General features: G+C 67.1%; 20 protein-coding genes. 14 read left to right on the forward strand and 6 right to left on the reverse strand.

Annotated elements, in window-relative coordinates; translation table 11 throughout:
• The first annotated feature begins 274 nt into the window (after window positions 1-274).
• From secA to frr, 5 genes are all read left to right on the forward strand, one after another.
• Window positions 275-3097, forward strand: a complete 2823-nt coding sequence (gene secA, locus U8525_RS11710) for a preprotein translocase subunit SecA (protein WP_374264822.1) — start codon at window positions 275-277, stop codon at window positions 3095-3097.
• A gap of 340 nt (window positions 3098-3437) precedes the next feature.
• Complete coding sequence (gene rpsB / locus U8525_RS11715; protein ID WP_374264825.1) at window positions 3438-4412, forward strand: 30S ribosomal protein S2; 975 nt, start codon at window positions 3438-3440, stop codon at window positions 4410-4412.
• 174 nt (window positions 4413-4586) lie between these two features.
• A complete protein-coding gene (tsf, locus tag U8525_RS11720; protein WP_374264827.1) occupies window positions 4587-5240 on the forward strand; it encodes a translation elongation factor Ts in 654 nt (217 codons plus the stop codon).
• 198 nt (window positions 5241-5438) lie between these two features.
• A complete protein-coding gene (gene pyrH / locus U8525_RS11725; RefSeq protein ID WP_374264829.1) occupies window positions 5439-6182 on the forward strand; it encodes a UMP kinase in 744 nt (247 codons plus the stop codon).
• A 54-nt stretch (window positions 6183-6236) separates the two neighbouring features.
• Window positions 6237-6791 (forward strand): ribosome recycling factor, encoded by a 555-nt coding sequence (gene frr / locus U8525_RS11730; protein WP_223644158.1) that lies wholly within the window; start codon window positions 6237-6239, stop codon window positions 6789-6791.
• Window positions 6792-6878: 87 nt separating this feature from the next.
• Here the strand turns inward: frr and cyaY are convergent, their stop codons facing one another.
• Both cyaY and U8525_RS11740 read right to left on the reverse strand, forming a co-directional pair.
• Window positions 6879-7211 (reverse strand): iron donor protein CyaY, encoded by a 333-nt coding sequence (gene cyaY, locus U8525_RS11735; protein WP_374264831.1) that lies wholly within the window; start codon window positions 7209-7211, stop codon window positions 6879-6881.
• A gap of 17 nt (window positions 7212-7228) precedes the next feature.
• Window positions 7229-7771 carry a histidine phosphatase family protein gene (locus U8525_RS11740; RefSeq protein WP_223644160.1) on the reverse strand — a complete coding sequence of 181 codons (543 nt, stop codon included), beginning with the start codon at window positions 7769-7771 and terminating at the stop codon, window positions 7229-7231.
• A gap of 185 nt (window positions 7772-7956) precedes the next feature.
• Between U8525_RS11740 and U8525_RS11745 the strand changes: the two genes are divergently transcribed.
• From U8525_RS11745 to U8525_RS11755, 3 genes are all read left to right on the forward strand, one after another.
• The gene (locus U8525_RS11745; protein ID WP_374264833.1) at window positions 7957-8637 is read left to right on the forward strand and encodes a hypothetical protein; all 681 of its coding nucleotides are present in this window, start codon (window positions 7957-7959) and stop codon (window positions 8635-8637) included.
• Between the two features lie 215 nt (window positions 8638-8852).
• Window positions 8853-9788, forward strand: a complete 936-nt coding sequence (locus tag U8525_RS11750; RefSeq protein ID WP_374264835.1) for a class I SAM-dependent methyltransferase — start codon at window positions 8853-8855, stop codon at window positions 9786-9788.
• A gap of 17 nt (window positions 9789-9805) precedes the next feature.
• The gene (locus U8525_RS11755) at window positions 9806-11710 is read left to right on the forward strand and encodes a hypothetical protein (RefSeq protein ID WP_374264837.1); all 1905 of its coding nucleotides are present in this window, start codon (window positions 9806-9808) and stop codon (window positions 11708-11710) included.
• A gap of 109 nt (window positions 11711-11819) precedes the next feature.
• Here U8525_RS11755 and U8525_RS11760 read toward each other — a convergent pair whose 3' ends face one another.
• A complete protein-coding gene (locus tag U8525_RS11760) occupies window positions 11820-12902 on the reverse strand; it encodes a hypothetical protein (RefSeq protein ID WP_374264839.1) in 1083 nt (360 codons plus the stop codon).
• The gene (locus tag U8525_RS11765) at window positions 12899-15136 is read right to left on the reverse strand and encodes a glycosyltransferase family 4 protein (protein ID WP_374264841.1); all 2238 of its coding nucleotides are present in this window, start codon (window positions 15134-15136) and stop codon (window positions 12899-12901) included. Before U8525_RS11765 ends, U8525_RS11760 begins: the two co-directional genes overlap by 4 nt.
• A gap of 30 nt (window positions 15137-15166) precedes the next feature.
• Here U8525_RS11765 and U8525_RS11770 point away from each other — a divergent pair, with 30 nt between their 5' ends.
• From U8525_RS11770 to U8525_RS11795, 6 genes are all read left to right on the forward strand, one after another.
• Window positions 15167-16276, forward strand: a complete 1110-nt coding sequence (locus U8525_RS11770) for a glycosyltransferase family 4 protein (RefSeq protein WP_374264843.1) — start codon at window positions 15167-15169, stop codon at window positions 16274-16276.
• A 36-nt stretch (window positions 16277-16312) separates the two neighbouring features.
• A complete protein-coding gene (locus U8525_RS11775) occupies window positions 16313-16870 on the forward strand; it encodes a NigD-like C-terminal domain-containing protein (RefSeq protein ID WP_374264845.1) in 558 nt (185 codons plus the stop codon).
• Between the two features lie 393 nt (window positions 16871-17263).
• Window positions 17264-18334 (forward strand): 3'-5' exonuclease, encoded by a 1071-nt coding sequence (locus U8525_RS11780; RefSeq protein ID WP_374264847.1) that lies wholly within the window; start codon window positions 17264-17266, stop codon window positions 18332-18334.
• Window positions 18335-18348: 14 nt separating this feature from the next.
• Window positions 18349-18960: a DarT ssDNA thymidine ADP-ribosyltransferase family protein gene (locus U8525_RS11785; RefSeq protein WP_374265044.1), complete on the forward strand. Its 612-nt coding sequence runs from the start codon at window positions 18349-18351 to the stop codon at window positions 18958-18960.
• A gap of 21 nt (window positions 18961-18981) precedes the next feature.
• Entirely contained in the window at window positions 18982-20664 is a 1683-nt protein-coding gene (locus tag U8525_RS11790) for an ADP-ribosylglycohydrolase family protein (protein ID WP_374264849.1), read from the forward strand.
• Window positions 20665-20684: 20 nt separating this feature from the next.
• On the forward strand, window positions 20685-21419 hold the full coding sequence (locus U8525_RS11795; RefSeq protein WP_374264851.1) for a hypothetical protein: 735 nt from the start codon (window positions 20685-20687) through the stop codon (window positions 21417-21419).
• A gap of 19 nt (window positions 21420-21438) precedes the next feature.
• Here U8525_RS11795 and U8525_RS11800 read toward each other — a convergent pair whose 3' ends face one another.
• Window positions 21439-22365 (reverse strand): GDP-mannose 4,6-dehydratase, encoded by a 927-nt coding sequence (locus U8525_RS11800; RefSeq protein WP_374264853.1) that lies wholly within the window; start codon window positions 22363-22365, stop codon window positions 21439-21441.
• A 1-nt stretch (window position 22366) separates the two neighbouring features.
• A complete protein-coding gene (gmd, locus tag U8525_RS11805) occupies window positions 22367-23338 on the reverse strand; it encodes a GDP-mannose 4,6-dehydratase (RefSeq protein WP_374264855.1) in 972 nt (323 codons plus the stop codon).
• Between the last annotated feature and the right edge of the window lie 132 nt (window positions 23339-23470).

Below are 23470 nucleotides of genomic sequence, written 5' to 3' on the forward strand. Positions count from 1 at the left end.
GCGGCCTTGCCGGGCCGGGAGGGAGTGCCTGGCCGTCGAGGGCCCTGGGAGGAGCGCCCGGAGGAAGTCTTCGCGGCGCGGGGACGGTGATTCTGCTTAGGGGACATTGCGTGGACTCGGTTCCGCTTTACTCTGGGCCACCGCGCGCCGGGCGGCCAGCCGAGAGGAAGTTTCGGGGGGCGCGCGTGGTTTCCGTCTGGTTCTCCCTTACATCTCCTGGGAATTCCCTTCACTCGCCGCGCTCCTTCGAGGATCCTCCGGCGAGAGAGCCAACATGATTGAATGGACGCTAAAGAAGCTCATCGGGACGAAGAATGAGCGCGAGCTCAAGAAAGCCCGCGTGAAGGTCGCCCGCATCAACGAACTGGAGGGCAAGATGAAGGCCCTCCAGGACGAGGACTTCGCGCGCGAAACCGCCCGGATGAAGCAGGAGATCGCGAACGGCCGGCCGCTCGACGAGCTGCTCTTCGAGGCCTTCGCCCTCACCCGTGAAGCGGCGCGCCGGGTCATCGGCCAGCGCCACTACGACGTGCAGCTCATCGGCGGCATGTTCCTGCACGAGGGCTGCATCGCGGAGATGCGCACCGGTGAAGGCAAGACCCTCACCGCGACGCTGCCCACCTACCTCAACGCCCTGTCCGGCCGCGGCGTGCACGTCGTCACCGTGAACGACTACCTGGCCCGCCGCGACGCCGAGTGGATGGGCCGGGTCTACAAGTTCCTGGGCATGACGACGGGCTGCGTGCTCCACGAGCTGTCCGACAAGCAGCGCCAGGAGGCGTACCGCTCGGACATCACGTACGGGCAGAACAACGAGTTCGGCTTCGACTACCTGCGCGACAACATGAAGTTCCGTCTGCAGGACTACGTCCAGCGCGAGCTCAACTACGCCATCGTCGACGAGGTGGACTCCATCCTCATCGACGAGGCCCGCACGCCGCTCATCATCTCCGGCCCCACCGAGGACAGCACCGACAAGTACTACCGGGTGGACCAGGTCATCCCGGGCCTCGTGCCGGACCAGGACTACACCCTGGACGAGAAGCACCGCTCGGTGGCCCTCACCGACGACGGCATCGACAAGCTCCAGAAGCGCCTCAACGTCGGCAACCTCTACGACCCGGGCGAGATCGAGACCCTCCACCACGTCGAGCAGGCCCTGCGCGCGCACACGCTCTACAAGCGCGACAAGGACTACGTGGTGAAGGACGGCGAGGTGCAGATCGTCGACGAGTTCACCGGCCGCCTCATGCCGGGCCGCCGCTGGTCCGACGGCCTCCACCAGGCCATCGAGGCCAAGGAGGGCGTGAAGATCGAGAACGAGAACCAGACGCTCGCCACGGTCTCGTTCCAGAACTACTTCCGCATGTACTCCAAGCTGTCCGGCATGACGGGCACCGCGGACACGGAGGCCGAAGAGTTCGCGAAGATCTACAACCTGGACGTGCGCGTCATCCCCACGAACCGCCCCGCGCAGCGCCGCGACGAGCAGGACGTGGTCTACAAGACGGAGCGCGAGAAGTTCGAGGCCGTCGCCGCGCAGATCGAGGAGTTGCACAAGGCCGGCCAGCCGGTGCTCGTGGGCACGGTGTCCATCGCCAAGAGCGAGGTGGTGTCCAACTTCCTCAAGAAGCGCGGCGTGGCCCACAGCGTCCTCAACGCCAAGGCGCACCAGCGCGAGGCGGACATCGTGGCGCAGGCGGGCCGCAAGGGCGCGGTCACCATCTCCACCAACATGGCCGGCCGCGGCACGGACATCCTCCTGGGCGGCAACGCGGAGGTCATGACCAAGAGCCAGATGGGGCCGCCGCCGGAGCCGCCGGAGGCGGTGGACGGCCAGCCGCTGGACCTCACCGCCTACCAGGCGGCGCTGGCGGACTACGAGAAGCGCTTCGCGGAGACCAAGGCGAACAACGAGGAGCTCACCCGGCGCGAGCGTGAAGAGGTCATGGCCGCCGGCGGCCTCTTCATCATCGGCACCGAGCGCCACGAGTCCCGCCGCGTGGACAACCAGCTGCGTGGCCGCGCCGGCCGCCAGGGTGACCCGGGCGCCAGCCGCTTCTTCCTGTCCCTGGAAGACGACCTGATGCGCATCTTCGGGTCCGAGCGCATCCAGATGCTGATGGAGCGCCTGGGCATGGAGGAGGGCGAGGTCATCGAGCACGTGTGGCTCTCCCGCGCCATCGAGAGCGCGCAGAAGCGGGTCGAGGGCCACAACTTCGACATCCGCAAGAACCTGCTCGAGTACGACGACGTGATGAACCAGCAGCGGCGCACCATCTACAAGCTGCGCCGCCAGGTGCTCGCGTCGGGCGCGGGCATCCCCCTCGTGGAGTACGAGGAGGACCTCAAGACGCGCGTGAAGACGCGCTCCGAGCGCGTCATCTCCTGGGCGGACTTCCGGGAGATGGTGCTGGACGCGGTGGAGGACGTCGTCGTGTCCCTGACGGACACCTACGCCCCCACGCGCAGCTCCGACACCTGGGACATCGCCTCGCTGTCCAACTCCGTGAAGGAGTCGCTCAACCTGGAGATGTCCTTCGAGGGCATCGGCAACCGCGACGAGCTCCAGGAGCAGATCTACACCGCGGCGGAGAAGGTCTTCACCGCCCGCGAGCAGGAGTTCGGCGAAGACTTCATGCGCTTCCTGCAGTACCGGTACCTGGCCACCATCGACCAGCTGTGGAAGGACCACCTGCTGGCCATGGACCACCTGCGCCAGGGCATCGGCCTGCGCGGCTACGGCCAGAAGGACCCGAAGCAGGAGTACAAGAAGGAAGGCTACACGGGCTTCATGCAGATGCTGGACGCCATCAAGACGCAGTTCGTCAGCCAGATGATGCGCGTGCAGGCCCGCTCCGCCTCCAACGCCGCGGAGGAGACCGCCCGCATCCAGCGCCAGCTGGCCCAGCAGCAGAAGAAGGCCGTCGAGGGCCGCGCGGACGCCGAGGGGAAGCTCGAGGAGGCCACCGCCACCCCGGTCGCCCAGCGCGAGGCCGCCGCCGCTCCCCGCGCGGTGGGCCGCAACGACCCCTGCCCCTGCGGCAGCGGCCGCAAGTACAAGAAGTGCCACGGCGCCAACGAGGCCAACCCGTAGGCCCTTGAAGCCCTGATGGAAGCGCCCTCCGGCGCGGTCGCCCTCCCCGTCCCAGGGGAGCGGGGGCCGCGCCGGTCGCCTTCCTGGAGGGGAGGGGGGCGGCCCCGGGACGCGCGCGGGCGGACAGCGGGTGTGCCGAAGCTTGCGCCCCTCCGGAGCGTTCTGCTAAGGACGCCGCGCCCCGTTATAGAGAGGGGCCGGGCCTCACCGCCCGGGGCAGTCGGAAGCACCCACTACTCACACGCGTGTCACCGGTCTCCGGTGCCCCTCCACGGTGGAGGGGCCAGGACTGGCAGCTGTCTCAACGCGCGTGGCGGAACAACCGGAAGGTACACGCACCATGGATATCCAGCAGGATACGCAGACCCAGGCCCAGGCGATGGCCGCCGCCAGCGGCATCACGATGCGCCAGCTCCTGGAGGCGGGCGTCCACTTCGGGCACCAGACCAAGCGCTGGAACCCGAAGATGAAGCCCTACATCTTCGGCGCCCGCAACGGCATCTACATCATCGACCTGCAGAAGACCGTGACCATGGCCCGCGCGGCCTTCCGCTTCGTGGCGGACATCACGGCGCGCGGCGGGTCCGTGCTCTTCGTCGGCACCAAGAAGCAGGCCCAGGACGTCATCCACGAGGAGGCCGGCCGCGCCGGTCAGTTCTTCGTCACCAGCCGCTGGCTGGGCGGCACGCTGACGAACTTCAAGACCATCAAGCAGGGCATCGACCGCCTCAAGACCCTGGAGAAGATGGCCGAGGACGGCACCTTCGAGGTGCTGCCCAAGAAGGAGGTCGCCCAGCTCGAGCGCGAGCGCGAGAAGCTGGAGAAGAACCTGGGCGGCGTGAAGAACATGGCGAAGCTGCCCCGCTGCGTCTTCGTCATCGACCCGAAGAAGGAGCACATCGCCATCCACGAGGCCACCCGCCTGGGCATCCCGGTGATTGGCCTGGTGGACACCAACTGCGATCCGGACGGCATCGACTTCGTCATCCCGGGCAACGACGACGCCATCCGCTCCATCAAGCTCTTCACGTCGAAGATCGCGGACGCGTGCCTTGAGGGTGCGGCGCGCTACCGCGCGTCCGGCGCCGCCGAGCGCGACGAGCAGGAGGAGCGCGAGGGTCGTGATGACCGCGGCGACCGCCGCGATGACCGCCGGGGCCCGCGCCGTGGCGATCGCGGCGACCGCCGCGACGACCGCCGGGGCGGTGGTGACCGTGGCGGCGACCGCCGCGGCCCCGTCGTGGAGATGAAGGGCAGCGCGGCCACCTCCACCGAGCAGGCGCCCGAGGGCGGCGAGGCCACGCCGGCGGAGTAACCGCCAGCGCCTCATCGCTTCCTCACGCAGCTTCCGGAGTCGGCCGGGCGGCACCTCTCAAGGCCCGCTGTCCGGCCGCCTCCGTTTTTGTTCCAGCGGTTTTCCCCTTGAACTCAGGCCTCCGCCCCCGGTGCACGTCGCCAGGCTCGGAGCAGACGAAGAAAGAGGCACGACATGGCTGAAATCACCGCCCAGATGGTGAAGGACCTCCGCGAGCGCACCAACGCCGGCATGATGGACTGCAAGAAGGCGCTGGCCGAGTCCGGTGGCGACTTCGAGAAGGCCGAGGAGTGGCTGCGCAAGAAGGGCATCGCCAAGGCCGCGGGCAAGGAAGGCCGCGTCGCCGCCGAGGGCATCGTCGGCACCTACGTCCACGGCGGCCGCATCGGCGTGCTGGTAGAGGTCAACTGCGAGACGGACTTCGTCGCCCGCAACCCGGACTTCCAGGAGCTGGTGAAGGACGTGGCCATGCAGATCGCCGCGGCCAGCCCCAAGTACGTCCGCCGTGAGGAGGTCCCCTCCGAGGCGATGGAGAAGGAGAAGGAGATCCAGCGCGAGCTGCTCAAGCAGCAGGGCAAGCCCGAGGCGATGCTGGAGAAGATCCTCGTGGGCAAGATGGAGAAGTACTACGAGGGCGTCTGCCTGGTGGACCAGCTCTGGGTGAAGGACGACAAGAAGAAGGTCGGCGAGATGATCAACGAGCGCGCCGCCAAGATTGGCGAGAAGGTCTCCGTGCGCCGCTTCGCCCGCTTCGAGGTGGGTGAGGGCATCGAGAAGAAGAAGGACGACCTGGCCGCCGAGGTCGCCAAGACGCTGGGCCAGGCGTAGCGCCTCCGTCCCTTCCGCCTCACCCTGGGGCCGCGCGCCTGGGGCTCTCTCCCTCGCGGGAGGGGCGCCGGGAACGCGGCCCTTGGTATTCCGTGACCCGCGTCCCGCGCGTCCGTCCGCCCGGCACCGGACGGTGCGGCGCGCGTCACGACTTCCGTCGTTGCTTGGGCGCGGGGCGGGGGATAGAAGCGGACGCGTATGTCCGAATCCACCTCTCCCTACAAGCGCATCCTCCTCAAACTGTCGGGCGAAGCCCTGATGGGCGAGGGGAAGTACGGCATCCACCCGCCCACCCTCACGCGCATCGCGGAGGAGGTCGCGGAGCTGTCCAGGACGGGCCTGGAGATCGCGATCGTCATCGGCGGCGGCAACATCTTCCGCGGCGTGGCGGGCGCGACGGAGGGCATGGACCGCGCGAGCGCGGACTACATGGGCATGCTCGCCACCTGCATCAACTCCATGGCGCTGCAGGACGCGCTGGAGAAGCAGGGGCTGAAGACGCGCGTGCAGTCCGCCATCAAGATGGAGCAGATCGCCGAGCCGTACATCCGCCGGCGCGCCGTGCGGCACCTGGAGAAGGGCCGCGTCGTCATCTTCGCCGCGGGCACGGGCAACCCGTACTTCACCACCGACACGGCCGCGTCGCTGCGCGCGATGGAGATCAACGCGCAGGTCATCCTCAAGGCCACCAAGGTGGACGGCGTCTACAACGCGGACCCGAAGAAGGACCCGTCCGCGAAGCGCTACCGGACGCTCACGTACATGGACGTCCTCAAGCAGAACCTCAACGTGATGGACTCCACGGCCATCTCGCTGTGCATGGACAACAAGCTGCCCATCATCGTGTTCGACCTGGGCACGCGCGGGAACATCCAGCGCGCCGTCACGGGCCACGGCGAGTTCGGCACCGTCGTCGGCGCTTCCGAGACGGTCTGGGCCTGAGACCCCCGAGCAGGACACGACCGAGACACACCCACTTCTGACAGGAGACGCACAATGGCTGACGCCGCCGCGGAACTGAAGAGCCGGATCGACAAGTCGGTGGAGGACCTCAAGAAGGAACTCACCAAGGTGCGGACCGGCCGCGCGAACACCAACATCCTGGACGGCATCAAGGTGAACCAGTACGGCACGCCCACGCCGCTCAACGGCGTGGCCAGCATCAGCGCGCCGGAGCCCCGCCTCATCGTCATCAAGCCCTGGGACAAGGGAGTGCTGAAGGACATCGAGAAGGCCCTTCGCGAGGCGAACCTGGACGTCAACCCGATGAACGACGGCGAGATGATCCGCCTGCCGTTCCCTCCGCTCACCGAGGAGACGCGCAAGAAGATCGCGAAGCAGGTGAAGGAGAAGGGCGAGGAGCACAAGGTCGCCATCCGCAACATCCGCCGCGACGCGAACGAGGCCCTCAAGGCCCAGCTGAAGGACAAGAAGATCACCGAGGACGACCTCAAGCGCCGCACGGACGAGGTCCAGAAGGCGACCGACGCCGGCATCAAGCAGGTGGACGACCTGGTCTCCAAGAAGGAGAAGGAAGTGATGACGGTCTGAGCCGTCCTCACGTCGGGCCCGTGGCCGGGCGCCACGGGTCCGCACCGGGCTTCACCCGGGGCCCTCGGCGAAGGCCCGGGCGGGCGCTCAGGATGGGTAGACGAGCGCTTCGCCGGTGAGGTGCTTCACCACGTCCGAGACGAAGGCGAACAGCTCCAGCCCCTTGCCCTTGTCGTCCTTCCAGGCGCGGGTGGCGTCGTCGTGGCTGAAGTGGATGCCCTGGCCCTGGCCGGCCACCCAGATCTGCCAGACGGCGCGCTGGGTGTTGATGATGCACTTCTCGCCGGAGGCGGCCGTGAGCGTCACCTTGTCCCCGGTGGCTTCGGCTTCCAGCACGTCCGGGTCGAAGGCGTCCGCGGCCGCCAGGATGCGCTTGAACGCGGCGGCCACGAGCGAATGGTAGCGGGCTTCATCCATCATGGCCGCGCTTCCGGACGTCACTGGATGACGTCGAGGACCTGCTGGCCGGGGGCGGCGTAGAACAGGAACTTCAGGTGCTGCGCCGGGGGGTTCTCCCCCTTCTCGCCGGGCACCTGGTCTTCGGTGGTGCTGGGCGTGTCCGGCCACTCCATGGCGATGACCGTGCCCGGGTTCACCGGCTTGGGGAAGGACTGCATCCCTAGCAGGTGCGCCGCGAGCGCGCCCATGGAGGGCTGGTGGCCCACCAGGACGAGGTTCTCGTCGGAGTACTCCTTGAGGACGGGCTCCACGGCGCCCACCGGCATGTCCGGCAGGAGGCAGCGGTGCACGCGCAGGAGGCCTTCATGCTTCACGGAGTTGGAGAGGATCTGCGCCGTCTGCACCGTGCGCACCAGCGGGCTGGTGAGGATGAGGCTGATGGGCCCCATGCGCTCCGACAGCGACGCGAAATGCGCGGCGACATTCGTACGGGCCTTCGCGGTCAGCGCGCGCGCCTCGTCGCCGAGACCCTCGGGGATCTCCGCGTCCGCATCGCCGTGCCTTACCAGGAAAATCCTCAAAGTCCCTCCACCGGTCGCGACAAGACCGCGGTTCGTACATGACCGTGGCCCGGTTGGTCAAAGGTAATGAGGCGAATGTTCAGTGCCCGGAACAGCCTGCCCGTGGGGGGCGTTTCGGGAACCGCCGCTCGCGGGGGCCGGCCGGAGCATACACTGGCCACCCATCGGCGTTCACGGGAGGTGGCATGCGCAAGTCGTGGGGGTTTCTGGCCGTCTTTCTGGCCCTGTCCGCGTGTCGCAAGGACGCGGCGGAGGGGGCCCCGGAAGGGGCGGATGACGCCAGGGGGACGGTCGCCCGGCCGGAGGGCGGGGAGGGTGGGGAGGACGTCCCGGCCGAGCCCTACGCCCTGACGCAGGCCAAGCTGGAGGCCTACGTGGGCTATCAGCGCAAGATGCTGGAGGTGTACGGGTCGCTGATGCGAGGCCTCCAGGACATGGGGCCGCTGCTGGACGCCGGCACTCCCCAGGCGATGGAGAAGGCGAAGAGCGGCCTGAAGCTCATCGAGCGCAAGGCGCAGGCGGAGGCCGACGCGCGCCAGGCCGCGGGGCTGTCCACGGAGGAGGTCAACCGCATCGCGGAGGTGGTCACCGCCGTCATCAGCCAGCGGCAGATGGGCCGCACGCTCCAGTACGAGGAGGAGCTCAAGAAGCTGGAGGCGCTCCAGGCCCGCATGCCGGAGGAGCAGCAGAAGGAGCTGGCGCCGCAGGTGGAGTCCATGCGCCTCCAGGTGGAGGCCTTCCAGAAGCTGCCGGAGGCGCGCCGCGAGTTCGGCGACGCCAACGTGGACGTGGTGCTGTCCCGCGAAGCGGACCTGACGAAGAACTACCAGGACATGCTCAAGGCCTTCGCGGGCGTGCGGCGGTAGCTGCACTTGCTTGCGGTGCGCGGGAGCGTTCAGCGCGCGCAGGTCGCGGGGCTTCCGGAAGGTGGACCTGGGGGAGGGGGACTGTCGTCGTGGCGTGTCGCTTGGAGGCAGGGCGCTTGGGGCCTGGACGCCCCCTGTGCAATGGACGCCATGGGCCGGATTTGTTCCGGCCGCCGTGTTGAGGCGGTAGGCCCCAGCGGCTACGGTGCGCCGCCATGATGGACAACGCCGCTCGCCGTGCCTCCGAACCGCACCTGGCCCCCGTGCCGGACGCCTGCTACCTGTGCAAGGGGCGGCGCCTGCGGCTGCGTCACCGGGCGCGCGGGGGGACCTCCTCCGAGGGCGCGGCGGCCTACAACTGCACGTCCTTCGGCCACCGGAGCCACCCGCCCATCTGGGGCTGCGAGGACTGCGGGATGATGTTCCAGTGGCCCCTGCAGTCCCCGGACGCGCTGCTCCAGGCGTACCAGGACGTGGAGGATCCGCTCTACGTCGCGGAGAAGGACAACCGCTACCACACCTTCCGCCGCGTGCTGCGCGAGCTGGGGTCCGCCCAGGGCCGCACGCTGCTGGATGTGGGGGCCTACTGCGGCTACTTCCTGGACGTGGCGCGCGAGGCGGGCTTCCGCCCGGAGGGCCTGGAGCTGTCGCGCTGGGCCGCGGGCAACGCGCGGAGCCTGGGCTTCACGGTGCACGGCCTCCCCTTGCGGGAGCTGGCGGCGAAGGGGCTCCAGTACGACGTGGTGACGCTGTGGGACGTGGTGGAGCACTTCGCGGATCCGCGTGAGGAGCTGAAGGCGGCGCTCAAGCTGGTGCGGCCCGGTGGTCGCATCTACCTGTCCACCATCGACGCGGGCAGCCTGCTGGCGCGGCTGATGGGCGGGCAGTGGCCGTGGCTGATGGACATGCACCTCTTCTATTTCGGCCGCCGCACCCTGGCGACGCTGCTGGAGGAGGTGGGCTTCCACGTCACGGACGTCCGGACGTACACGCACATCATCTCCGCGGACTACCTGCTGCGGAAGGTGGGGGCGAGCTTCACGCCCGCGGCGCCGGCGCTGGAGCTGCTGCGGCGGGGTGTGCCGTCCAACTGGTCCATCCCGTTCAACCTGGGCGACAACATGCTGATGGCCGCCGAGCGACCCCTCTGAGCCATCCCCCCGCGCCTATGTCCCCCCTGATGCGGCGGGTGCTGCACCCGCTGGTGCTGCTCACGTTCTTCGCGCTGTCGGCGTTCCACACCTGGCCGCTCGTGTCCCAGATGCAGGGACACGTGATGGGCGGACGCGAAGACGTCTACATGAACATGTGGCACCTGTGGTGGATGCGGCAGGCCCTCTGGGTGCAGCCGCAGAACCCGTTCTTCGTGCCGTTCCTCCACTGGCCCCTGGGGGCGGAGCTGTACTGGCACACGCTGGCGCCGGCGAAGACGCTGTGGGGCGTGGCGCTGCTGCCGTTCATGCCGGTGGAGACGGCGTACAACGTGGTGCTGTTCGGTTCGTTCGTGCTGACGGGCTACACGTCGTGGCTGCTCTTTCGCTACCTGCTGGAGCGCGCGGGCCACGGGCCCTGGCTCGCGGCGGCGGCGGCGCTGGCGGGCGCGTGCGTGTTCAACTTCTCGCGCTACCACCTCACCCACGCGACGGCGCACCTGAACCTCTCCGCGCTGGAGGGGCTGCCGCTCTACCTGCTCTGCTTCTTCCGCTGGCTGGACGAGGGCAAGCGCAAGTGGCTGGTGGGGCTGGCGCTGTGCGCGTTGTACGTGTTGCTGTGTGACTACTACTACCTCGTCTACATCGCGCTCTTCTCGCTCCTCTGGGTGGTGGCCGAGCGGTGGAGGCGGGGGCCGCTCCTGTCCGTGGACACGTGGAGGGATCCGCTCGTGCGCCGGGCGGCGGCGGCGGGGCTGGCGGCGGGGCTCGCGTGCGTGCCGCCCATGGTGCCGCTGCTCCTGCATGCGTTCCCCGCGCCGCTGCAGATCCACCACGGCGACTCGGACTACTTCTCGGACCTGTATTCGTTCTTCATCCCGGACACGCGCTCGACGTGGATGACGTCGCTGCCCGCGGAGGCGCGTGAGTTCTCCCAGAACCTCATGCGGGTGAAGATGTCGACCAACGCGGAGGAGACCGGCAACTTCCTGGGCTGGGTGACGCCGCTGCTGGCCGTCTTCGCGCTGTGGCGGGGCGTGCCGGAGGGGCGCCGCTGGGTGGGGCTGGGGTTGGGCTTCGCGGTGCTGTCCATGGGCACGGTGCTCAACATCGGGCTGGAGGACCGGGTGTCGCCGGTGGTGCTGCTCATCGGCGCCCTGGTCGCGGTGGCGCTGGTGCCCGCGTGGCGGGGGCGGGTGTGGCGGCGGGACGTGCTGCTGCTCCTGGCGCTGGCCGTCTTTCTGTCGCTGTCGGAGCCGCTGACGGCGTTCGGCGTGCCGCTCAAGGTCCAGATCCCCATGCCCTACGTGGTGTTCAAGCACGTGGTGCCGCTGTTCTCTCGCGGCGGCATGCCGGTGCGCTTCGTGCTGCTCACGTTCCTCTCGCTGGCGGTGCTGGTGGCGTTCGCGGCGGCGCACGCGGGCGCGTGGGCCGGCCGGCGTGACGCGCGGCTGGGCGTGGCGGTGGCGCTCGCGGTGGCGCTGGTGCCGAACGTGGAGTACCGGGGTCTCCAGATGCAGGTGCCTCGGCTTCCCAGCCTGCCGCCGGTGTTCGATGAGATCCGCGACGCGCCCATGCCGGCGGCGGTGCTGACGGACAACGTGATGGGGCAGTGGGAGCAGCTCTATCACGGCAAGCCGGTGTCCTACGCCCGGCTGTCCCGGTTGCCGGTGCGGGAGGCGGCGCTCGTGGGCTCGCGGCTCATCCGCGCGGCGGAGGGGATGCGCAACGCGTTTGGCGTCGTCACGGCGGAGGAGCGCGAGTCGATGCGGCGCTACCTGAAGGAGCACCACTTCAAGTGGTACGTGACGCACTACTTCCACCCCATCCGTCACGCGTTCATCACGGACGAGCTGGGGGGCGAGCTGGTGCATCAGGACAGCTTCGTCACCGTGTACCGCTTCCCGGACGTAGACCCCTGAGCGCGGTCGCGGTGCTGCGTGTTCGTGCGCGGCGCCCGCGACCCGGGCCGCCGCGCGGCGGAGGCCCTTGGGACGAGCGTTGCCGCCCGGGGGCATCGTGCCCGAACGCTCAGCCCTTCTTCGGTCCGCCGCGCTTCGAGCGTGCGCCGCGTGGGGCGCGGGCGTTGGGGCGGGATGCGCCTTCCGACCGAGGCAGTTGCTCGCGAGGGGACTTCGCGGCCCGCGCGTTCTTGGCGTGGGTGGGTTTCGCCGGGCGCTGGCGTTCGTCCTTCGTCGCTGGCTTGGGGGACGCGCCGAGGTCGGTGCTCTGGGGCGCTGGCGGACGGCCTTGCTCCGCGGTCTCGGTGAGGGGCGCCGAAGGCATGGATGCAGGCGGCGGCTTCGGGGGGCGGACCTGCTCCTCACTCCGCGGCTCCGATGGACGGCCGTAGGCGATGTCCGGTGGCGGCTTGGGCGGACGGCCGTGCGCGCCATGTGAGGGCTTCGGTGGCTGGCCTTGCCCGGCATTGGCCGGCTTCAGCGGACGTCGCTGCTCCTCGTGCGGCGGCTTCGGTGGTCGGCCTTGCCCAGCATTGGCCGGCTTCAGCGGACGTCGCTGCTCCTCGCGCGGGGGCTTCGGTGGCCGGCCTTGCTCAGTCCCCGCCGACTTCGGCGGACGTCCGAACTCGATGGCGGGGAGGGCCCTCTCCCTGGGGGGCAGGCCTTCTTCCTCGTCGTCAGGCAGGTGGGACGCGGGCCGGCCGTGGCTGATGGCCGGGGGCGGCCTCGGCGGCCTGGGGGCTTCCGGCGGTGGTGCCTTCGCGGCCTGGGCCCTCAGCGTGTCCACCTCCCGGCGCAGCCGGAGGACCTCCGCGGAGAGCTGGGCGTACGAGTCCCGCACCAGGCCGTTGAACACGCGCTGCCGCCCCAGGGTTTCGTTGATCAGCACCTGGCACGTCTTGCGGAACGCCCACTTGGCCAGGAGCACCGCCTGCCCCATGCCCGCGCGGTGCGTGTGTAGCGGCAGGGCCCGCGTCGTGTCCGCGTTCTCCTCCAGCGCGTGCATGTTGAACGTCAGCGGATCCACGCGCGGCTCGACGCCGTCCTCTGGCACCTCCGCCGGCTCCGACGTGGGCAGCCCGCGCACGCGCAGCCGCTCCTCGATGCGGGCCATCAGGGCCCCCGTGGGAATGTCCCGTCCGAGCAGCTTCATCGGTGTGTCTCCTCCACGATGCGCGCCATCTCCTCCCGGTACATCGCGACCACCTGGGGCCACGTGTGCCGCTGCGCGTAGATGCGGGCCCGCTGGCCCATCGCGTCCCGGGCTTCACCCACTTCGCGCAGCCCTTCGATGAACGACGCCAGCCCCCGGTACACCCGGCCCGCGCCACTGCGCTCCACCTGTCCCACCAGCACGTCCGACTTCCCGTTCACCAGCACCGGCGTCCCCTGCGCGAACGCCTCCAGCGTCAGCAGCGAGAGGCTCTCGAACTTCGACGGCACCACCACCGCCAGGGCTCCCGCCAGCGCGTCGTGCTTGTCCTGTTCAGAAATGCGCCCCACGTGCCGCACGCCGTCGCCGCTCACGTCCATGTGCGCCTCGCCCGCGAGCACCAGCTCCGGCGCGTCCTGGTAGCGCGTCCGCAGCTTGCGGTGGAACTTCAAGAGCTCCGGCACGCCCTTGCCCGGCTCCAGCCGGCCCACGTAGAGCAGGTAGCGGCCGTGCACGCCGTACTTCGCCCGGAAGCGGTCCGGCACCGCTGGCAGCGCGTCCACGCCCACGCCCACCACGCGCGCCCGCGCATGGGCCGGGTGGAAGCGCCCGATCATCTCCACCTCCTCCGGCGTGTTGCACATCAGCACCCGGGGCCGGTTGAACACGTCCCCGTAGACGCCGAAGCGGATGGGCGGCTCGTCGTGCGCGGTGGGCACCAGCATCGCGCGGTCCGCCACCAGCGGCACCCCCCACGCCGTGGGCGCGTAGAGGTACGTGAAGAACAGGTAGCCGTCGTACGCGTCCTGCGTGGTGGCCAGGTGCTCCAGGAGCCCGGGGCTCAGCGGGCCCTGCTCGGCCACCCACTGCTCCTCGCGCAGCCGCTCGTTGCCATGGCCGAACAGCTTGCGCGACAGGCCGTTGAACGCGTGGATGTTGCGCCGGCGGGTCACCGGGAAGCGCAGCACCTTCACCCGGCCCACCCGCTCCTCGCCGGGCGGGAAGGTGTTCTCCCACGTCTGGTGGTTCTTCGCGCAGGTCGTCACCACCGTGAGGTCCCAGTGCGGCGCCAGGCGCTCCGCCACCTGCGCGGCGTGGCTCTCCGCGCCGCCCGTCACCTCGCCGTAGCGCTGCACCACCAACGCCACGCGCGGCCGCTTCGCGGGGGCCTTGCGCGGACGGCGCGGCGGCGCCACCACGCCCTGGAGCGCGCGGGTGAGCGACACCTGCGCGGCGGCGGGGGAGAAGTGCTGGAGCCTGCGCGCCTGTCCGCCGAGCACCGCCTTGCGCAGGTCGCGGTCCTCGGTCAGGTCCACCACCAGCTCCGCGAGGAACGCGTAGCGCTTCTGGTCGAACGCGATGCCCGCCCCGCCCAGCGTCTCCGGCACCGCCGCCGCCGCGTACGCGAGCACCGGGACCTCGGAGGCCATGGCCTCGATGATGGGTACGCTGAAGCCCTCGTGCTCGCTCATGGAGACGAACACGGACGCGGAGCGGTACACGGCCACCAGCTGCGGATGCGTCAGGCGCCCCAGGAAGTGCACCCCCGTGAGGTCCTTCATCTCGCGCTCGAGCTGCTTGAAGTAGCGGCTGCCCGGCTCGTAGCCGCCGACGATGAGCAGCCGGGCCTGGGGGCGGATTCTCAGGAGCTCCCGGTGCAATGAGAGCAGGTCCTCGAAGCGCTTGTGCGGCATCACCCGGCTCACCGACACCAGCGTGGGGCCGGGCCCGGCGAGCTTCGCGAGCTGCTTCGTGTCCGCCACGGACGCGGCGAAGCGCTCCTTCTCGATGAAGAGCTGCACCGTGTGCACGTTGCGGTGGCCCGCGACCTTCAGCTCCTCGCCGTTGAAGTCCGAGTCCCCGATGGAGACATCCAGGAAGGGCGCCAGCGCGGCCACCTGCGCGCGGCCCGCCACCAGCGCGTGCTCCAGCGGGGTGCCCCGGTAGAAGCGCGCGGGGCTGATGTTGTGGAACACCACGCCGCGCTTGCAGTCCAGGTGCATCAGCCGCCCGCTCAGCGGGGACGCGATGCCGTGGTGGTACAGCACCAGGTCGTCCGGCCGGGGCTTCAGCGTGAAGACGTGACGGGCCAGCCCCTGAAGACCCTGGGCGACCTCTTCCGCGTAGATGTCGCCCACGTGCCCCATGCGGCGCAGGAGGAGTTGCAGGTGCAGCGCGGCCTGGCCGGAGGCGTCGCCGGGGCCGAAGCTTGGGATCAGCTGATGGACCGCCATGGGGGGCCGTGTGTACCACACGGGCATGGTATGAGGCGGCCCGTGTCGACCCCCGGACCCATCGCCTTCGACGCCACCCTGTGGGACGAGCCCACCACCGGCATCGGCCTCTACACCCGCTGCCTCGCGGACGCGCTCGAGGCCCAGGGCGTCCGCCTGGTCCGCATGGGCGCGCGCAAGTCCGGCGAGCACCCGCGAGGCGTTCAGAAGCGGACGCCGTGGACGCTGGCCACGCTGCCGCGGCTGCTCAAGGCGTCGCCGCCGCCCGTCTACCACGCGCTCTGCAACTTCAACCTGCCGCTGCGGCGCACGCCGGGCACCGCCTACGTGCTCACCGTGCACGACCTGGTGCCGCTGGATCTGCCGCACACCGTCTCCGCGCCGTACCGGTGGCAGTTCCGGCTGTGGCTCGCGCGCAGCCTGATGCTCGCGGACCGGCTGGTGTGCATCAGCGAACGCACGCGCCAGGACCTGGTGCGCCGCTTCCCCCAGGTGGAGCCGCGCACCGTGGTGGTGCACAACGGCGTGGACCACGTGAGCGCGCCGGCGCTGGACGCGGCCGGCGAGGACTTCCTCCACGCGCTGAACCTGCCGAAGGACTACGTGCTGTACGCGGGCTCGCTCGATGTGCGCAAGAACGTGGAGCTGGTGCTGGACGCGCAGGAGCGGCTCAGGGCGCGCGGCCGGCCCTTCACGCTCGTGCTCGCGGGGCAGAGCTGGTTCGGCTCCGGGAAGGTGGAGACGCGCATCGCGCGCCTGCGCTCGGAGGGGCTGGACATCCGGCCCCTGGGCTACCAGGCCCCCGCCATCTTCTACGCGCTGATGCGCCGCGCGGCGCTGTTCGTCTTCCCCTCGCGCTACGAGGGCTTCGGCCTGCCGCCCCTGGAGGCCATGCGCCTGGGCACGCCCACGGTGGTGTCCACGGCGGGCTCGCTGCCGGAGGTGTGCGGTGGTGCCGCGCCCGCGGTGGACCCGGACGACGCGGAGGGGCTGGCCGCGGTCATCGACCGGCTCCTGCGTTCGCCGGAGGAGCGGCGGGCGCTGTCGGAGGCAGGCCAGCGTCAGGCCGCGAGGTTCACCTGGGCCCGCGCCGCGGAAGGGACGCGGGCCGCCTACGATGCGGCGCTGCGCCACCGGTAGGCACTCAACCGGCCCGGGAAGGGCCCCTGGAGGAACATGCGACAGCTCGTGTGGAGTGGAATCGTCTGCGGAATGCTGCTCGGGTGCGCGGGCTCGAACGCCGCGCGCAAGGACGAGGCCCAGGAGCCGGCCCCGACTTCCGAGCAGGAGGCGCCGCCCACCCCCGTGACGCCTCCGGGGAAGCCGTCGCGCTCGCCTGCGGCGGAGGCGGAGAGCCCGGAGGCCCCCATCGTCATGCCCCTGGAAGTCACGGAGACGCCCGCGCCCCGCGACCCGCTCTTCATTGAATCGCAGCGCGTGAAGGGCAACGTGCTGACGCTCCACGTCCGCCACGGCGGCGGCTGCAAGGAGCACCGCTACGGGCTCGCCTGGGACGGGCGCTTCACCCAGACGGCGGAGGGCCAGCCGCGCGCGGAGCTCACCCTGATGCACGACGCGAACAACGACCGGTGCAAGGCCCTGGTCTACAAGGACTTGGCGTTCGACCTGTCCACGCTGAAGCAGGAGTGGAGCGAGAAGGGCCACGGCGACCACGCCACGCTCCACCTGGACTTCAACGGCGTGCCGGACCAGTCCGCCAGCTTCAAGTTCTAGTAACTGATATTCTGACTACGCTAGTTTAGCAGAGCTGAAGGTGAACACGATTGGGGGAGTATGAAAGTTTTAAAGAGTGTCACGCCTACCGCAGAGCAATTGAAGCTAATTCAGGACCATAGGCCAGGCGTGGCGGTAATTAGAGGGGCAGCCGGTAGTGGTAAGACGACTACTGCCCTCCTGCGTCTTAAGTTCCTTGTTGGATTCTGGATCAGGCGAAATGCTCGGCTTGGAATTGCTGAGCCAGTTCGAGTGCTCGTGCTGACATATAATAGAACGCTGCGGGGCTACGTTTCGGAGTTGGTTAGACAGCAAGTCCCAGCAGGCAGTAATGCTGAAATCGAAATTAGCACATTCGGGAAGTGGGCTAAGGATAGGATTTTTGGCTCATCGGTGATTGATGAAGACTTCCGACGCAATGAGCTTTTGAGGCTGGGATCTGGCCTTGGGCTTGATTCAGATCTCTTGGTAGATGAAGTGGATTACATTTTGGGGCGGTTTTTGCCAGCGGGGATTAATGAGTATCTTTCGACACGAAGGGAAGGGCGAGGCAGGGCGCCAAGAGTGGACAGAGGGCTTCGGGCTCGTATTTTAGCGGAAGTTGTCAATCCTTATGTGCAGTGGAAAACGCGACTGAATGGATTTGACTGGAATGATTTCGCGGTAGCGTTGGCTGAGCAGGAGCCTAGTCCAGAGTATGATATTGCGATTGTTGATGAGGCTCAGGATTTTTCTGCGAATCAGGTGCGCGCCGTTACAAATTTCCTTGCGGAAGATCACTCGGTGACATTTCTGCTGGATGCTGCGCAGCGGATCTACCCGAGGTTCTTTTCGTGGTCCGAAGTTGGAATTGCAGTTCAGTCGGGAAATAATCAGAAGCTGAATAACAACTATAGAAATACGAAACAGATTGCTGCGTTTGCTAGGCAGGTTGTTGAAGGGGTGGATGTGGGAGATGATGGAGCGTTGCCTGAATTTTCTGAGTGCGAGCGCGAGGGGGATTTGCCAATAGTCTTGAGCGGAGGATTTGCCGGCCAAGTGAAGTACTGTATTGACTTGATTAGGCGAAGCATTGATCTTCAAGGCGAATCGGTTGTGTTTTTGCATGCCAAGGGAGGGCGGTGGTTTGATTACCTCCGCGAACAATTGAGGCGCGCCCGCTTGCATTTTGTCGAACTGGCGAGGGCTGATGATTGGCCAGAGGGACCTGAGAATATTGCCCTGAGTACTATGCATTCGGTGAAGGGGCTTGAGTTCGACCATGTGTTTATTCTCGGCCTTAATGCGGAGACGACTCCTCATGGGGAAGAGGTAGGTGATTCGCAACTTGAGAACCTACGGCGGCTCTTGGCGATGGCTGTGGGAAGAGCAAAGAAGTCTCTTGTGGTTGGATTTAAGCCGACAGAGGCCTCTTCGTTGGTTGAGTATTTTAATGTAGATACTTACGTGGGGGTAGATGTGTGAGCGTTGCGAGTGTGGTGATCGAAAGGGGGATTGAGGAGGTTCTCCATTTCACGACCAATAAAGGGATGGTTGGTATTTTGGCGTCTGGACATGTGAAGTCCAGGAGAGAGTTACCGAGTGAGAAATATTTGGAATACGTGTATACGCCGAACTGTCAGAGGCGATATGATGCTCCATGGTTTGGGTACGTAAATCTCTCTATTAGTCGAATAAATTCAAGTCTTTTTGATGTCTCTTCAGGTCGTTGGCATCGCGATTCGAATTTGTGGTGGTGTGTGCTTGCGTTTGATCCTGTCGTTCTTTCGCATTCTGGAGTTTTGTTTGCTACGACAAATAACATGTACTCGGGAGTCGCTCGGGCGTCTGGTGAGGTAGGACTGAATGCACTCTTCAAAGAAGAGGTCCCGCAGTACTTGGAGCGAGTCGCCCGTCGCTCTTTTATGACGCCATTGAACCAGCCGACATGTTTTCAAGCTGAGGCTCTTTACCCGAAGGCTTTGTCAGTTGGGTTTTTGCGAACTGTTTATGTTGCCACGCCGGAACATGAAGATGTCGTATGCGGGCAGTTTTTTGCGCTAGGCGTTTCGGGCGTATCTTGCGTGGTTCGTCCTGAGAAATTTTCGTAAGCTGTTGGCTTGGGAGGCAGTGTGAGTGCGGATAGTGTTAGGAATTCGGCGCTTTGGGCTGCTTATGGTGATGCGCTTGGCTTTATTACGGAATTTGTTAAAAAGAGTGAAGTGCTTGAGCGTCATGTAGGTGTTGGACGTGTGGTTGAGTTGCTGCCTTGGCGACGCCGCGTAGGCGGGAGGTTTGGGCCCGAGATTGAGTTGCCTGCTGGTTGTTATTCCGATGATACGCAGTTGAGGTTGGCGACGTCGCGTGCCATTCAAGGGGATGGTGGTTTTGATGTTGAGGCGTTCGCGAAGGTGGAGTTGCCAGTTTGGTTGAGTTATGCACTTGGGGCTGGAAAAGGCTCTAGGGCTGCTGCGAGTGCGTTGGGGCGGACCGAGGTTACATGGAGTACAAATTTTTTCTCCTCGGGAAGTTCGAGATATGTGGACGGAGGGGGGAACGGCGCGGCTATGAGAATTCAGCCTCATGTCTGGGCGAGTTCTGGTGGGCGAGATGTGCATGATTTGCTGGCTGATGTGTGTCGAAATGCCGTTGTGACGCATGGACATCCGCGTGGTATTTTGGGTGCTGTGTTTCATGCCTTGTCTTTGCGGCTTGTTATGTTGAGGGGGTTGCATTTGGATATGTCTGCGCTCAGGGAGGTGATTGATTGGCTTCCGAGTGTTGTGGAGATATTCAAGGCTGATGCGACGTTTGGTGAAGTGTGGTTGGATATGTGGGAGCATGCGACCGGCGCCAGTTTTGAGCGAGAGATTGGGCGCTGTGTTGAGGAAGTTGTTGCGGACTGGGAGATTCTGACGAGGTTGGCAAGGGCGGGCTCTAGCGATGCGTATCGAGAGGCTGTCCTGAGTTTGCGTGGGACCGATGCTAACGTCCGAGGCTCTGGAACCAAAACAGCTCTGCTTGCTGGGTATCTTGCGTGGCTGTATAGAGATGATCCTCAAGGGGGCATGGTTGAGGCTGCCAATTGCCTCGGTAGCGATACTGATACAATTGCGACGATGGCCGGCGCGCTTTTGGGGGCTGTGAGTGAAGGTTCACCGCCTTCGGATGTCATGGATCGGTCGTATATTTCTGCGGAGGCGGATCGACTTGCCTCTATAGCGAGAGGAGAGGTTACTTCGACGTTTGCCTATCCCGACCTTCTCAGATGGAGCCCTCCTAGAGCACAAATAGATGCGGTTGGGGTGGCTGCAGGTCGGACTGTGCTAGCTGGACTGGGAGAAGCGAGATTCCTTGGGGAGTCTGCTGTCTCGGCCGATGCCCACGGTGACGCTGAATACCGGTGGCTTGGTTTGTCGTTTGGCCAGACTGTCTTGGTGAGACATCGAATGGTGCTGCTTGAACTTGGCGCGGGAATGTTTCCAAGGTCTGCTGTGAAGAGCACTTCAAGGCAAAAGGACATGAGTGGGCCTGGGGAACAACGCGCACTTTTTGGTGAATCTCACTCGGGGCAGGGTGGGGAAAAGGGACAATACCAACGTTCTGGTGTGCGGCTTCGAGAAGAGAGGATGGGTGGACGACGGGTTTCGATTGATGAGGCATTTAATCGAGTTGTTGGGTCCAACTTCGATCCGGAGCTGATTGGCCGATTTGTTTTAGAGCTGTCGGCGGGAGATGAGGGGGTCGAACTGGCGGTGGCTTTCGTTGCGATTGTTGTGAAGGCGAGAAGGGTTCGAATTCGAGGTCCGAATTAGTGGTTTGCTTTGCGTTTGCCATGCGACTTCACGAAGCCCAGAAGCTGTTGGACCGCTCTTTCACCGGCACGCGGGAGGGCGCCCCGCGCCTGCACGAGCCCTCGGATCCGCGCTTCGCGGAGCGGGGCGGGGCGGTGTGGCTGGAGTACCGCTGGTACGTGCGCGAGCGCGGCCTGGCGGAGGTGTTCCTCAAGTGGGACCGGGTGCCGGCGGGCGGGGAGCGGAACGTGGAGGCCACGGTGCTGCGCACGCACCTGCTGGGGCAGTCCCCCATGCTGGCCCAGCGCGCGCTGCGCACGGTGGAGGGGGGCACGCCCGCGCCGGAGCGGGTGCTGGACGTGCTCAAGAACGACGGCATCCGCCGCGAGTGCGTGGCCCGGGGCCGCACCACCATCACCGTGGAGCACTGGGAGAGCCGGCGCCCCGCGGCGCTCCTGGACGAGGCGCGCTTCGCGGAGCTGGCCGCGCCCCTGGAGTCGGAGGACTCCACGCCGGAGGCCCGTCACGAAGCCGTGCAGCGGCTGGCGGACGCGGAGCGAAGCCCGCGGGTGACGGACGTGCTCTTGCGACTGGTGGCGCGCAAGCCGTCGCTGATGGCCCTGCGCATCCTGTCCGAGTGGGGCGAGGTGCAGGCCCGCGAGTACGTCCAGCGGGACCTGGCCGCCGTGACGCCGGGCAACGCGGCGGACCTGTGGGCCCTCACCGCGTTGGACCGGCGCCTGGAGGCGTGGCAGTCGCTGGCGCGCCCCGCGTAAGGCGCGCGCCAGCGGTGCTTCAGTGCTGCGAGCCCACCCTGGGGCCCAGCACGTCGCGCAGCGCGTCCGCGACGGTGAGCTTCGGGGCCCAGCCCAGCGCGCGCAGCTTCGTCGTGTCCGCCACGAGGCTGGGGATGTCGGAGGGGCGCAGCCGCGCGGGGTCCAGCTCGATGCTCGCCTGCACGCCGGACAATTGGAGCATCTCCTCCAGCAGGCTGCGGATGGTGCGGCCCTCGCCGCTGCCCACGTTGTAGGCCTGGCCCGCCTCGCCCTGGAGGAGCAGCAGCCGGTACGCGTCCACCACGTCCTTCACGTGGGAGAAGTCCCGGATGGCGTCCAGGTTGCCGGTGCGCAGCACGGGGTCCACCGTGCCCAGCGCGATGGCGCGGATCTGCGCCGCGAACGACGGCACCACGAAGGTGGGGTCCTGCCCCGCGCCCAGGTGGTTGAAGGGCCGGGCGAGGATGATCTCCATGCCGTAGCTGCGGAAGAACTGCTCGCCGGCCAGCTCCCCCGCGGACTTCGACGCGGCGTAGGGGCTGAGCGGCACGTGCGGGTGGTCCTCCCGCGCGCGGGTGCCCTCGGCGACGGGGCCGTACACCTCGCCGGAGCCCACCAGCAGCACGCGCGCCCTGGGGGCGCTCTCGCGCAGCGCGGTGAGCAGGTGCACCACGCCCATGGTGTTCACCGCGAAGACGCGCGCGGGGTTCTGGTGGCTCTTGGCCACCGAGCTGAAGCCGGCCAGGTGCAGCACGGCCTCCGGCTTCACCTCGGCGACCGCCGCCTTGACCCTCGCCTCGTCGGCGATGTCGAAATGCAGGGCGGTGCTGCTGATGCCCTCGCCGCGGGGCCCGTGCACCTCCACCACCTCGTCGCCGGCCGCCCGGAGGGCAGCGCACGCATGCCGGCCAACGAATCCATCCGCTCCCGTGACGAGGACGCGCATCTTACCGCTGTCCCGCCTTCACGCGCTCCAGGTCGGCGTCGACCATCATCTCCACCAACTGCTTGAAGCGCACCGTGGGCTCCCAGCCGAGCTTCTCCTTGGCCTTGTCGTACTTGCCGATGAGCAGGTCCACCTCCGCGGGGCGCACGAACGCGGGGTCGATCTTCACGTGCTTCTGCCAGTCCAGGCCCACGCGCGCGAAGGCGATCTCCACCAGCTCCCGCACGGTGTGCGTCTCGTTGGTGGCGACGACGAAGTCCTCCGGCGTGTCCTGCTGGAGCATGCGCCACATGGCGTCCACGTAGTCGCCCGCGAAGCCCCAGTCGCGCTTGGCGTCCAGGTTGCCCATGGGCAGCGTCTCCTGGAGGCCCAGCTTGATGCGCGCCACGTTGTACGTGACCTTGCGCGTGACGAACTCCAGGCCGCGGCGGGGCGACTCGTGGTTGAAGAGGATGCCGCTCACCGCGAAGAGCTTGAAGGACTCGCGGTAGTTCACCGTGATGTGGTGGCCGTACGCCTTCGCCACGCCGTACGGGCTGCGCGGGTAGAAGGGCGTGTCCTCCGTCTGCGGCACCTCCAGCACCTTGCCGAACATCTCGCTGGAGGACGCCTGGTAGAAGCGCACCTGCGGGCGGGTGTGCCGGATGGCCTCCAGCATCTTCGTCACGCCCAGCGCGGTGAACTCACCCGTGAGGACCGGCTGGTTCCAGCTGGTGGGCACGAAGGACTGCGCCGCCAGGTTGTAGACCTCGTCCGGCTGGGTGAGGTTCAAGAGCGCCGCCAGCGAGAACTGATCCAGCAGGTCGCCCTGGTGCAGCGTCACCTTGCCCTGCAGGTGCGCGATGCGCTCGAACTTCTCCTCGGAGGAGCGGCGCACCATGCCGTGCACCTCGTAGCCCTTCTTGAGGAGCAGCTCCGCCAGATAGCTGCCGTCCTGCCCCGTGATGCCCGTAATGAGTGCGCGCTTGGCCATGGCCCTTGTCTGTTGGCTGGAAGACGGTGGTCGTTGTACCCGAGGCTTTCGCCGTCTGCCAACCGTTCCAGGGTTTCAGGGAACTTGAACGAAAGCGGGCCCGTGCCTAGGTAGGGAGCGACCTGCCCAGGA

The organism is Corallococcus sp. RDP092CA (assembly GCF_041903675.1).
Lineage (GTDB): Bacteria > Myxococcota > Myxococcia > Myxococcales > Myxococcaceae > Corallococcus.